The 12956-nt window shown below is 62.9% G+C and carries 6 protein-coding genes and 2 pseudogenes; 2 read left to right on the top strand and 6 right to left on the bottom strand.

Annotated features, from left to right (window positions below):
* Positions 1 to 121, top strand: a pseudogene (locus ACFOW6_RS13965) (IS5/IS1182 family transposase); the annotation flags it as partial.
* Between the two features lie 925 nt (positions 122 to 1046).
* Here ACFOW6_RS13965 and ACFOW6_RS13960 read toward each other — a convergent pair.
* The 3 genes from ACFOW6_RS13960 to ACFOW6_RS13950 all read right to left on the bottom strand — a co-directional run bounded on the left by ACFOW6_RS13960 (position 1047) and on the right by ACFOW6_RS13950 (position 3646).
* A complete protein-coding gene (locus ACFOW6_RS13960) occupies positions 1047 to 1172 on the bottom strand; it encodes a hypothetical protein (protein WP_382423005.1) in 126 nt (41 codons plus the stop codon).
* Positions 1173 to 1263: 91 nt separating this feature from the next.
* Positions 1264 to 3231, bottom strand: coding sequence for a DUF4231 domain-containing protein (locus ACFOW6_RS13955; RefSeq protein WP_382423004.1), 1968 nt, complete (start codon positions 3229 to 3231; stop codon positions 1264 to 1266).
* A gap of 133 nt (positions 3232 to 3364) precedes the next feature.
* Positions 3365 to 3646 (bottom strand): hypothetical protein, encoded by a 282-nt coding sequence (locus ACFOW6_RS13950; RefSeq protein WP_382423003.1) that lies wholly within the window; start codon positions 3644 to 3646, stop codon positions 3365 to 3367.
* A 519-nt stretch (positions 3647 to 4165) separates the two neighbouring features.
* Here ACFOW6_RS13950 and ACFOW6_RS13945 point away from each other — a divergent pair.
* Entirely contained in the window at positions 4166 to 5305 is a 1140-nt protein-coding gene (locus ACFOW6_RS13945) for a patatin-like phospholipase family protein (protein WP_382423002.1), read from the top strand.
* A gap of 155 nt (positions 5306 to 5460) precedes the next feature.
* On the opposite strand, the pseudogene ACFOW6_RS13940 reads toward ACFOW6_RS13945, so the two are convergent.
* From ACFOW6_RS13940 to ACFOW6_RS13930, 3 genes and pseudogenes are all read right to left on the bottom strand, one after another.
* A pseudogene (locus ACFOW6_RS13940) lies at positions 5461 to 5800 on the bottom strand (ISNCY family transposase); the annotation flags it as partial.
* A gap of 45 nt (positions 5801 to 5845) precedes the next feature.
* A complete protein-coding gene (locus ACFOW6_RS13935; RefSeq protein ID WP_382423001.1) occupies positions 5846 to 11260 on the bottom strand; it encodes a YHS domain-containing (seleno)protein in 5415 nt (1804 codons plus the stop codon).
* Complete coding sequence (locus ACFOW6_RS13930) at positions 11260 to 12738, bottom strand: toll/interleukin-1 receptor domain-containing protein (protein WP_382423000.1); 1479 nt, start codon at positions 12736 to 12738, stop codon at positions 11260 to 11262. Before ACFOW6_RS13930 ends, ACFOW6_RS13935 begins: the two co-directional genes overlap by 1 nt.
* Positions 12739 to 12956 lie beyond the last annotated feature (218 nt).

Below are 12956 nucleotides of genomic sequence, written 5' to 3'. Positions count from 1 at the left end.
GAAAATCAAGCAGTTCAGAGGCATCGCAACACGTTATGACCGCAAACCGGAAAACTACCTCGCCGCGCTCAAGCTGGCTTCACTCCGCATCTGGTTGAAGTCTTATGAGTCTGCGGCCTAGAGTGACGCCCGAGGCATGATGCTCTCGTTGACATCCTGCTTCCCGGATTTACCCGATTTATGTCCCGACGACACGAACGACAATTGTCCTGTTATCTGACGCCATGGGATATCAAAGAGCGCCACATCAATGGCCCAGCCTTAAACAGACCGGGATATCAACGGGGATGGACAATCGCTGAGGGCACTCTACCAGACCATGCCCGGCACCAAATCAGAACCCAAGAGGCCGGATTGGATCTATCGTCCAGAACGACATCATTTAACGGTTCCGTCCGCATCGGTTGCCTCGGACTCCTCGCCGATGTCGTCAGGAATAGTCTCTCTGCCGCGACCTACAGAAATGACGCCCCGATCGGGCTGTATGGTTTCAGCCTCATCACGCGCCGCGACCTCGTTACGAGCTTCTCACCGGCACATCTGACGCACTGACCTTGCCGTCGATCCAATTCGGCTGTCAGACCAAGGGCACGAGCGATGGCGTTGACCTGTTGCCGCTTTGAGAGCTGGCACTCGGCGGTAAGGCAGTCGTCGCAGATCGGCTGTGGCGCCAGTTTGACAAGGTGGCTGTGAATCTTCCCGGGAATATCCATGGCACCCAACATTCGGGAAAAATCATTCGAGTGCGACCAGAGCGTTCAGCGGCCTTACCCTGACATTGTAGCGCTCGTGTATCCATCGACAAGCCCAACAGGGACCCTTGGAGGTGCTGCAAGATTCGACGATAATCCCGTGAGGATCGGGATTGCGTCCGGTAGCTCAACCGCACCGGCCGTAAACCACTTCAAGGGGCTGGCCGCTTGGGCACCAGGCCGAACCAAAGACGTCATTGAGGCCAACCCAGCTGCCGGACAGGACCGGGAGGCCGACGCAAGGAGGACACGATCCAGGCGAAAGATGCTGGAGAATGTCAAACGCTCCAACATTTAGAGTTCTGTGATTTCTGGCGGGATCGCGGCCAGCCCCTTGATGCTGAGATCAAGTTTCTCACCCTCCCGCCAAGCCTTGATCCGGCGGAGCGCCTCGGCGCAGGCCTGTTCTGCGTAGCTCATGTTACGCCGTCACCATAGAATCCGTATCGCCAAGCCTAGCCGTTGGGGTCGTGACTGGGCAATCACCTACATGCCTCTCCGCCTGCCGCCCCTAAAATCCCGGTCCCAGTTCCCGTTCGCTGAAGATCATGCCCCAGACCTTCAGGTCATCAGTCATGACGCGGCCGAGTTGGGTCAGCATGCTTCGCACCTGCGACCGCGAGGGCTGGAGCATGCCATCGGGGTCGGTTGCCGGGGCGGCTGTCCGTTTCACCTCGAACTGGTGCTTCAGACGTTCGAGCTCGGCCAGCGTCCGTGCCGACTGATGGCTCGACGCGCGGAAGTCTCCGGTCGCGCGAATGCCGTACAGCGCCGCACCGGCCACCGGCAACACGCCGCCGAGGAAGGTCGCAAGCGGCTTGATGGCCTTCGCAATCTCCGGACAACCGACCACCAGCGCACCGCCATAGACCAGCAGGAACACGGCACCGCTGGCCACAACGGCCCACAACATACAAAGCGCCATCCACTCCAGCCGATGGTCGATGTCGTGCGCGCGCATCTCGTTCTTGCGGTGGTAGTCGATCTGGCCCTCGATCTCGTCCGTAACAGCGGCGGCAAGCACGGCCTGCAACTGCTCTGGGCCGATGACGGCATGGGCCGGCGCCTCGATTTCCCGCAGGCTCGACCGCACATACCACGCCACCCACTCCTGACCCGGCGTCACGCCCACCGACAGGCCCGGCCGGGCCGGGGAGCTTCCCATCAGGATCGGCAGGCAGGCAGGGCGGAGCACCTCGGCGACGTTCCGATAATCCAGCCAGCGGTTGTGCCATTCCCGGTGTTGGCCCCTTGCCGTCACGAACAGGATGGCTCCGATGCACATCAACTCCAGGATGACGAGGATGGCCTTCGCCGCCAGGCTGCTGTCGAAGAATAGGATGAGGAGCCCGATAAGCACCGCGAGCGCCGCCAGCACAAAGTTCGCGATGAACGCGGTGCGGAAGACGTGCGAATAGTGCAAGGCAACATTGTCGGCGCGCAGCCAGCGCTCCTTGAGGCGTTCCCTGATGGTCTCCGCGAAGGCCTCATCGCCAATGTCCGCTGCGGTTTGGGCGATGGTTTGCCATTGGTCCCGGCGTTCTTCGGCGAGGCGATAGTCCACGAACCGGCTGAAGCCGACCTTGTGCCGGTCCTTTGCCGTGAACAGAAACCGCAACAGGTTGTAACCACAGGCGTGTGATCCGGGTCGCAGCGTCTCGGCCCGAAATTGCTGCAGACAGCGGCGCGACACCTGTTCCTGCTCTGCGGTTTGAGAGGCCGATACGGCTGCGCCCGGCGGGGCGATCAGCGGCAGCAGCCGCGCTTCGATCTGGCTGGCCAATCCGCCAGGACAAAGGTTGCCGTCATCCAGGATGTCGACCGGCTGCCAGCAGCCGTCCGCGACCGGATCGAAGTCATCGGCCGCCATGCTCCAAAGCTTCACCCTGCCGTCGAGGGCGATCAGGACGACGGGCAGGCCCGTCCGTCGCGCTTCGTGGATGATATCGGCCGTGCCGCCAATACCATCGCCCGGCTGTTCGTTCCAGACCGCGATCAGCAGGTCAGAGTGGGCCAGGATCAGGTGCCCTGCGGAGCGATAGGCGGCCGGTGCCTGCGGTCTCTCCGTGACATGCAGTTCCACGTGGCTGCTGACCCTCTCATGATGTAGCAGACGCTCAAACTCCGCCAGCGCCTCGCCCTCGAAGTCGTTGCGGTAGACGTCCTCCCGAAACGGCAGGATCACGTTCAGCGCATAGCCCTCCCCGATTGCGGCCCGGGCGCCGAAGCTGTCGGATCCCGCGGCCAGGGCGGTTACGAAACGCAGGCTGGGCTCGACGCCCTTTTCAAGCGGCGCGCCCTCGCCGAGCGCATTGTTCTCTTCCTGCAGGCGCAACCCCATCGCCTTGATGCAGCCGAGCACCTCACCGATGCGCTGGCGGAGCAGGTCCGTATCCACGCCTTCCAGGTTGTTCGGGCGATGACCGGTGATCCCGACCCGGATCGTCAGCCGCGGCGCGATATACGGACTCTCGGTCATCGTTCCCTCTCTCCGCTGTTATGAGCAGTGCGGCCACATCGAACGCCGCGCACAGTAGTCTCGCGCTCACCGCAAATCGGCTTGATGATGGCAAGATCGTGCACTTGGCGAAAGCCCTTGCGTGCTTGCCCTGTCACGGACGATGGCTCACGGCGCGCAACAGGGAGGATCTTGCGCTCCGGGCCATGGTGTGCAGGCAATCGTCCCTGTTCGGGTAAAGATGGCGGGTCATGACCACACTTTTCATCAGCCACAGCAGTAAGGACAACGACGCAGTAAGGACAACGACAGGGCCAACCGGCTTCACGCTGCGTTGCGGACGGGTGGCTTCGGTTGTCTGTTCCTCGACAACCATCCCGATGACGGCATCCACGCCGGCGCGGATTGGGAGCAGGAACTGCACCGAAAGCTTCAATGGGTCATTCCGACATGTCAACCGGAAGAAGAAACCGCTGCCGCCGGGTCGGTTCGCGATAGAAATTCGCCATCTCCACCCTCGCCACCTGTCGCCTCGACTGAGGGAATCAGGAGACGGTCACCGGGTTCAACCAGGGATCCGCAGCGGCGAGCGCATTCTGCAACAGGCTCCAGAGAATCAATTATAATACCGAAGGCTCGCACAGCACCTTGTAGGAGCTGTGCGAGCCTTCGACAGAACGCAATGGGCGCCGCGCTTGAGCCACCTGATGGTGCCGCGCCGACGCCCATTGTTCACGTAGCCGAATGATGCCAGGCACAGAGGGAACAGGCTCTGCGCACAAGCAGCCCTCAAATAGGGATAAGTCGCCGCCAAGTCGCCCGAAAGATCGCGGTGGCATGGGGAGTAGCCGATTAAAATGAATTATGCGAAAATTAATGATATGTAGCGACATCCGGTCGTTGAATGCCGGGTGAGGAACCGGCAGCGCTGCCAAATGGAAAGCGGACGATCGCAATGGATGACGCCGAGACCGGCAACGGCCCCACCCGTCGCACTATCCTCTCTCTTGACGGCGGCGGGGTGCGCGGTGCGATCTCGGTCGCGTTCCTTGAGCGGATCGAGATGCTACTGGCCGATCACGGCAGCGGTCGGCTCGCCGATCACTTCGACCTCATCGGCGGCACCTCGACCGGCTCGATCATCGCCGGCGCGCTTGCGCTCGGCTGCAGCGCCGCCGACGTCCGCGACTTCTACCTAAAGCTCGCACCACAAGTATTCCGCCGCTCGTGGTGGCGTCTGCCGGGATTTCAGTCAGTGTTCGACGCGGCGCCCCTCGCGCGGGAGATCGCTGCAGTCGTTGGTGAGCGGACATTGGAGAGCCCCGACCTCCTCACTCACCTCGCGATCGTCATGAAGCGGATGGACACCGGCTCAGCCTGGGTCGTGACCAACAACCCGCGCGGCCCATTCTGGGAAGATCCCACCGATGGCAGCTACGTCGGCAACCGGCACTACCCGCTGAAGGCGCTGATCCGTGCTTCGACCGCAGCGCCGCACTACTTCGCGCCGGAGCCGATACCGATCCTCTCCGACCAGCCGCCCGGCCTGTTCGTCGACGGTGGCGTGACGCCGTATAACAATCCGGCATTGCTCCTCGCAATGGTCGCGACCATTCCGGCCTACGGCTTCGGCTGGCCCTGGGGCGCCGATCGGCTCGCGATCTTCTCGGTCGGGACGGGCTCCTTCAGGGTGACGCTTGACCCGGCGAAAGCGCGGCGAATGTCCTCCGCCCGGCTCGCTGTGCGGGCGCTTTCAGGCCTCATCTCCGACGCTGAAGTCGCGACGCTGACCCTACTCCAGTGGCTGGGGCGGACCGAGACCCCGTGGCGGATAAATTCCGAGATTGGCGACCTCACTGATGCGACGCGCCCGGAGCCGCTGTTTTCGTTGATGCGCTACGACGTGCGCCTCGAGGCGCCGTGGCTGGAGGATGAGCTTGGCATCCGCCTTGGGGCACGCGACCTCGAGCGCTTGCGCCAGATCGACAATGCCGCGGCAATCCCGCTTGCCTACGAGATTGCCGCCCGCGCGGCCGAGAGGTTCGTCGAGCCGCGTCACCTGGAGTCTTTGATTGCTGTGAGCACAGCGAAGTGAGGCACGATCGAGTTGCATTGTCCGTCTTTATCCGAGGCATCAACCGTTCCCGTTGCCGGTGGCGCAGTCCTCGGACATGCGGCAGAGGCCGCTATGCACTCATGGGCAACGGAACTCAACTTGAACCGGACCGGGATACGGTTCAAAGCTCTGTGCGACTGATCGTTCTTGCGGTAGGGGCGTGAGCACGTGAACGACACACCTGATATCTCGCACCAGGACTTCACCGTCTCGTTGATGAACACGGTATCATTGTCGGTGTCGAACCCGAGGATCGGCAAGGGGCGTCAAGCTGCGCAGCACGGTCAGCGCTTTGCTCTGCAGTTGCTGTTCCCGGAACAGAAGCGGCGTGCACTCCGTCAAGCCGCTCGCGAAATCGGTGAGCACCAGCGTCTGCGCGAAGCTTCCGCTCGTCAGCGGATCGCTGTGGGAGACGAGATCAGCCTTGAAGAACCCGGGCGGCGGATCGCCTGTCCTGGAACTGGCAATCTTCGGAGCACCGCCAAGCCGCCTGACCGCAGTCTAAGCGGGATGCTTACGTTACCATTCGACCGAATGCACGTCAGCAGCGCGGCGAATGGCGGCTACCGTTGGCACGTAGCGGGACGGCCGACCGACTTCGGGCACGGACGTTTCGGCGATGGAAACCCAATTGGTCTTAGCGGCCTGGTATGCCTCTGCGTGCTCTCGGCTCCAAGATTCCCGCAAATCGGAAGATGCCCCGAGGGCCAGTTGACCGTCGATGATGATCCAGTACCGGGGGTCACCGTGGGTCTTGGACCCGGTGGCCACGCAATAGGCACAGTATCCGCCGAACAGCGGCGCGAATTCCTCCGGGTTGTTTTCGAACCGAAGGCGGTTCACTTTGCTCTCGAAGAGCCAGATCGCGCCGCTCCAGATCGCCCAGTGGTCAAAGGACCCGCGACGGGCTGCACCTTCGGTGAAATACGCGACCGTATCGTATCCGCCAATCGCGACACTGCTGCGGTCCGTGCTGATCCGTTCCGGCGCCGGCGGCCCGTTCAGGGCATTGAGGGCGGCGCGGATCCCCGCCACCTCCGTTTCGGTGGCGAAGGTTACATGAGCGTCCTCGACCGATATGGCCGTGCTCACCGAAAGACTTCCGAGCAGGGAGGCGACGTGGCTGGGCGCGGTCTCTCTGGCCGGGACATCCTTAAACCTGCCCCAAACGGAACGCGCCTGTGCCGCGTTGGCGTCGGGCGAACTCGACCAATGGGTTGCGTCGATCTGGCTCGAGTGAAGGTAGAGGCGGCCGTCGTCCAGCGTCCAGTGGGCCGGGTCTCCGGGGACCTTGGACTCCGAGGAGACCATGCAGTAGCCGCAATGCCCGCCAAAGGCCGGCGCGGATCGTTCCGGATCGGCGTCGAACGTCTCCTTTGACCCACGGGTCGCGAAAAGCCAGATTGCGCTGTCGTGGATGCTCCAGTATCGGGGATCTCCCCGGACCAGCTTTCCGGTCTCATAAAGGGCGACCGTATCGTAGCCCCGCAGCGCCACCCCAACCGGATCCACCGCGATTCCGGGATGCGGCTCCATATCACCGTTCGCGGCGTGGATCGCTCGCACGTGCTCGATCTCTTCCGGAGTGAAATCGGGGAAGTAGCCGAGCCTGTTCAGGCCCTCCTCGATCGCCGCCATGACCTCCGTGCTGCCCTGGTATTCGCGAGCCTGCAAGTAGGCGGCGACCGCCTTGTCATCTTCCCGGAGTCGCCGGTGCGCTTCGGCGACGTGATACATGATCTCGGCCAGATCATCGTCACCGACCACGAAGGCCTCCTTGATCAGTTCCAGACCCCGTTCGATCTGACCGTTTCGGACGTAAGCCCATCCGAGGCTGTCCATCGCGAGGTGTCGACTGCCGGAATCCTCGGGTTCGAGGCTCACCGACCTTTCGAGTAGCGAAATAGCGATGGGCAGCATGTTGTTCTGTTCCGTCAGGCTGTAACCCACGTTGTTCAGCAGCTGGTAATTGTCGGGCTCAAGGGACAGGGCAAGCATGTAATCGGACAATGCCTCGTCGTGGTTGCCCGCCATTCCGTGAAGTCCTGCCCGGTAGGTCAGGATCTGCACCTGCTCACCCACCTGGAAAATGTCAACGTTCTCCAGGATCGCATTGAAGACGAGAATTGCCTCGTTGGGCAGTTCACGACTGAGCAGGGTGCCGACTTCGATCATGAAGGACATCAGGCTGGAATAACCGTTCTCGGTCCGGTTCCTCAGCAGTGTGCTGAGCGCCTCGGTCAACTCGCCGTTGCGGTTCAGGATGTTCTGCTGGCGGTAGATCAGCACGGCGGCGTTGTAGGCATCGCCCGCCTCGGCAAGCTGGCGCAGCCGGAATTCGATCTCGGCCGCCCCGTTGGGGTCATCGGTCGCTTCGTTTCGGATTGTCCGCGAATAATACTGGACGAAGGTGACTTCGGCTTCCTCGGCTTCCTGTTCCCATTCCCGCAGCCGGGCCACGGACGCGTCCGATACCTGCCGTCCCTTGAGAGCCTCTTCGGCCAGAATGCGATCGACGATGGAGCCCTCGCCGACGGGAACATCGCGGACGAAAAGGGTCCCAGCCTTTTCCTCGAAGCCTTCCATCCAAAGTTCATCTAGCATGACGTGGACATCATTTCTCGGGGTCCATTCCCGGGCGGCCAGCAGGGAGGCCATTTCCTCCGCAAGGTCGGGATCCTGAGCAATCGGGCCATCGCCCTTCTCGGCCCAATTCAGCAGCAGGCTGATCGCATCGAAGCCCTCCAGTTCCACCCCGCGACGGACGGCCCGCTCCGCTTCAGCCGCCCGGCCGGCCTGGTCGTAGAGCTTGGCAAGCTCGGAATAGGCAAGGGCCGCCGTGAATGCGACCTCGCGGGCCTCGGGATTGGCGGCGAGGTAGGTCTCCAGGCGTTCGGTGGTTGCCTCAAAGGTCCCGATCGCCTGCGCGGGATCATCGAACGCGGCCCTGTCGGTCGCACCGCCGGGCAGATTCGTTGCAGCCCAGAAAAGCGCGCGGCGGGCGGCGATCACCTCCTCCTCGGTCACGGTTTCGCGGGTCAGGCCGTCGGTCGCTTCCTTCAGCTCGTCGTAGACCTGAAAGAGGGTCGCGGCGGCTCCCGGATCACCAGCTTGAAGCTGGTATTCCGCCACCTGGGACAGAAAGGTGGCCGGATCAAGCCTGCACATCTCGCAAAGCTCCATGCCAGCTTCGAACATCACCTGCGTGTGGCGATACCACTTGCCGACCAACTCTTCGGCGATCGCCAGCGTCTCAGGGTTCTGGGTCCATCCTTCGATCCCGGTGACCCATGCGTATGTGTCAGAAAGCTTGTCACGGTAGGATTCGGCGAACCTGAAATTCGTCGTCAGTGCCGTGCCCAGGGCCTCCAATGCGGCGACGGTCTCGAGGCTGATCGCGAGCGCCTTTTCGAAGTCCCCGTACGCATCGTGATACCACGCAAGATTGCTGCCGACTGCCGCATGACGTTCCCGCAACCGGCCATTGAACGGGGCCGCGGCCAGGAGCGAACCGGACCGCTCGTAGGCCTCTTCCAGAATCCGCATTGCTTCGGTGTAGTCGTCGGCCAGGTATTCTCCGTGTGCGACGATGCCGGAGAAGTTGAACCAGTCGATCCAGTCGCTCAGGTCGCGCTCTTCCTCCGACAGCGCATCGACGTAGGCCCGGAGTTCCGCGACGAGATCATCGGGCGGCCGTTCTTCATTCGAGGAGACCCGAGCCCAGACGATGATCGTCGCACAGGTTGCTCTTTCCGACAGGACGCGGCGATCGTCGAGGGCCGCGCGAGACACGTCGATGCAGCTTCTCGCAGCGTCCTCGGCTTCGTCGTAGCGCTCGAGCTCCACGAGGGGGAGGCCCTGGGCCCGCAAATGCATCGTGGTCCCGTAGATGCGATCCGCTTCCGTCATCCCGGCGCCATGAACCTCCATCAGTTCCTTGGCTTGGAGGGCATATGACAAGGAGTCGTCGTATTGGCCGTCGACGCGCATGTTGCTGGAGGCCAAAACGTCGAGTTCGACCATGACGAGGGCGTCCTCGGGCGTCATATCCTGGCCTTCGAAGAGAGCGCGGGCATCGGCGAGGTAGGCCACCGACCCGTCCACGTCGCCCTGATCCGCAGCGAAGCCGGCATATTCCAGAAGCAGCTTGGCCCGGGCGCGGCGCAGGTTCGGGTCCCCCGGCATCCGCGTGTCGAGCTGGTCGAGAAAGGCGGTCCCCTCGTCCAGCAACGATTGCACGTCATCCGGCCTTACGCCGAAGGACCTGCGCAAGCGCTCCGTCATGTCGATCAGGAAGGTTTCGGAGGCGGTGATGGCGAAGGTGTTGGCAGCCTCCGCCGCCTGACGGGCCTCGCGCTCGTCTATGCTGGCGTTCCAACCGTAGAAGGCGGCACCGAACGAGATCAGGGCCATGACCAGGTAGGCGCTCGCCCGGGCGCGCAAGCGTCGGAGCCTTCTGCGCTCGTTGTCGGCGATCCGTGATTTCTCGAGCGCGTCGGCGGCCGAGCTTTCCTCAAGAAAGGCCCGCACATCTCCGAAGTCGCCGCCGTGCCGGCTGGCCCAGGCCTCGGTCGGTGCCGCACCAGACCACCAGGACTGGGCGTTCGCGAGGTCGAGGCCCGACAGGAGGTCGCCTTCGCCCTGGGCCCACGCCGACTGGGCTGTCACGATGCGCGACCAGGTCGCCGCATCGCGTGCCTCCTTTGTCAGCCAGTGACCCAGCTTGGACCACTGCCGGATTAGGCTTTCGTGGCCCAGGTCGACGATGGTCTCTGGTTCCAGCGGCACGCCGGGGGGCGGGCGCAGAAAGCTGCAGCCCTGCGCTCGGAAGGCGTCGATGAGCCGGGTCGTCGCCGCGGCGTTTCCGCCGGCCACCTCGACCAGTTCCCGGAACCTGCGAGGCTCGCGCAACGCGTTCGACAGGTTGGTGCCGGTCACGAGCGCCCTGAACACCGGTTCCGCCGCCGCTCGGGCCTCTTCGTCGAGGCTCGACAGGATCTCCTCGGCGTGGGCGTCGATCGCACCGCGCAGGCGCCCAATCACCTTGTAGTCTTCGAAAGTCAGAACGATGGGCCCGCCGGCCGACCGGGCCCGCTCGTAGAGGCGGTTAAGGACGTGCTGCATCAGCGGCAGCTGGTCCGCCCGGCGCGACAATTGTTCGAGGCTGGTCAGCGCGTCATCCCGGTCCCAGGGCGCGAGGCTGGCCATGTCGTTGAGAATTTCCGACACTAGCCGCGGCTCGACCTCAAAGCCGAGGACATGGGACGGCCCTTCGATGGCCTGCTCGCATTCGCCCCGGTTCATCCGCCGCGTGAGGTAGAGGCCCGTGTTTATCTGCTCGGCAAGGCCTGGCATCATCGCGCAGGCGCCAAGGAACTCGGATCGCATGGTGATCACGATGTGGATGCGCGGATCGGACCTGGCGCTTTCGAGCAGCAGGGCGACGAAGGCCTCGGCCTCCTCGCGGCCCGCGTAGTCTCGATAGCGGAACAACTCCTCGAACTGATCGACGATCAGCAGGAGATTCTGGTCGTCCTTGAGGCCGAAGTCATCGCACCACTGCATCAGGCTCCTTGGCCCGCGGTTCACGAAGGACCGCATGAGCGAGAGCTCGATATCGTTGTGCTCTACGCCGTCGAGTTCAACCAGTGTCCGGGCCAGGTTGTGCATTGGCCGGTCGCCCGGGTGCATGTCGGCCACCACCCACTCGCTGGTCCGGCCCGGCAAGAATCCCAACTCGAGGGCGTCGAGCAGACCGGTCCTGACGAGGGACGACTTTCCCGAGCCGGACGTGCCGAGAACCGCGAGGAAACGGGTCGTGGACAGCTTCTCGAGCATGTCGTCGACACAGCCCTCGCGACCGAAGAACAGATCGCTCTCGTCGCTCTCGTAAGAACGCAGGCCGGGATAGGGTGAGCGTGTATCCTGCGTCATCAGCTGGAAAAGGCCTCGATCAGCTCTTCGATGGTGTTTTCCTGCCAGGCCTCGGTCGAGCCCATGACCCGCAGGCCCGGCATGGAAACCCCCAGATCGCTGGCCTTGCCGTCCGGCGGCCCGACCAGCACGGCAACGAGCCGCGGAGGCACCTGGCGTTTCGAACGTAGCTTGTTGAAATGGCGCAGGTTCCTGGTGGCCCAGATGGGCGATGTATTGCCGTAGATCATCACCAGCCCGTCGCACTCGATGAGGTTCTCCCGAAGGTAGCTCTGCAGGTCCGTCTCCTCCCCGCGGTCCAGCGGGATCGAGGCCAGAAAGCCGTTGCGAGCGAACTCGTCACGGACCTTGCGCGCATAGTCGAGGTCGGACAGGTCCGCGTTGATGAAGATAACGGGCAAGCTGCCGTCGGGCTCGGTTTCGGCGTGCACTGGTTCCGCCTTGCTAGAGAGCTTAGCCAGGCGATCGTTCACCTCGGCCTTGAAGCTTTCGAACCCGCTGACGATGATGCCCTCGCCAGTCAGGGCCTCCTTGTGATCCGGGTCCGCGATGGCCTCCATGTCGAGGTCGGGCGACCGCCAGCGGACAGTGGGGACGCCGCGCGAGGTCGCTATGTCGTACTGGCATTTCGCGTAGGAGCCGACCATGTCCGCGGGAGACCTGCCTGCGTAAGGTCCGAGAAGCTGGACGAAGAGCGTCGCCTCCTCGAGGCCGAGGCCCGTGTCTTCCTCGAAGCCCAGAGTGTCTTGGCGCAGGTCGGTCTCGGGCTTGAGGGTGTGGCCGTATTGTTCGAGGTATCGCCGCAGTTGGTCCGACTGGAACGCCAGGTCGTCCGTCGCCTGGCCGAGGAACACCACCTGCCCCCTGCTGGAAGCCTTGCGGGCGCCGTTTATGGTGCCACGTTTCAGTTCCAGGGAGGCGGTGAGGGCTTTCACGTCCCTGACGGCCCGCATCGCGTAGAGCTGGTTGCGGATATCCTCGGCCAAGTCGTGGATCAGGTGGCCGAAGCGTGGGTCCGATTGTTTAATCGGAACGATGGTGCCGCCCATCTTGTCGGTGCGGGTGAAGAAGGGCTCCCGGTGCCGATCCTCCAGCACGTCGGGATAGCGGTCCCCCTGGTCCAACGGCATGATCTCGATGGCGAAGATGCGCTTGCTGCTGTCCGGCTGGATCGAGAAGGCCGCAAGCTCCTCCCGTGTCCAGGACCGCGCGGAGTAGCTTCGCGAGCAGACGCACAGAAACAGTGCACTGGTCTGCGCCGCGCGCTTGAGTTCCGACAACTCGTTATTCGATTTCATCTCGCTGCGGTCGAAGAAGACCTTGAGCTCCTCCGTGCCCCCAAGCCGCTTTCGCAGTGCCGTGGTCAGGTAAGCGACGAAAGTGGTTACCCAGTTGGTATCCGAGGGAAAATCCGCTTCGTCGTCGATGCGCGCGTAGGACACGAACAGGTCGAAGTCGAATTCTGAAACGTATGCCATCTGCCTCCCAACCCTACCACCACTAAGAGACGACCAAGTTTGGGACTCATTTTAAGCAAATCCGGAATATGTAGCTATTGCAAATCCACTTCCTGGTCAGCGCTTTCGGCCAAGCTTGCCGGTATGTTTACCACCAAATCGCAGCACCCTGATCAGCGTGCCTCACTCGACTCAAGCGGCTCTGTTGCACAAATCCCGTGAGGGATTCATCTCGTGAA

The organism is Fodinicurvata halophila (assembly GCF_042651425.1).
GTDB classification, from domain to species: domain Bacteria; phylum Pseudomonadota; class Alphaproteobacteria; order Kiloniellales; family DSM-21159; genus Fodinicurvata; species Fodinicurvata halophila.
This window is presented reverse-complemented; position numbering and strand designations above follow the sequence as displayed.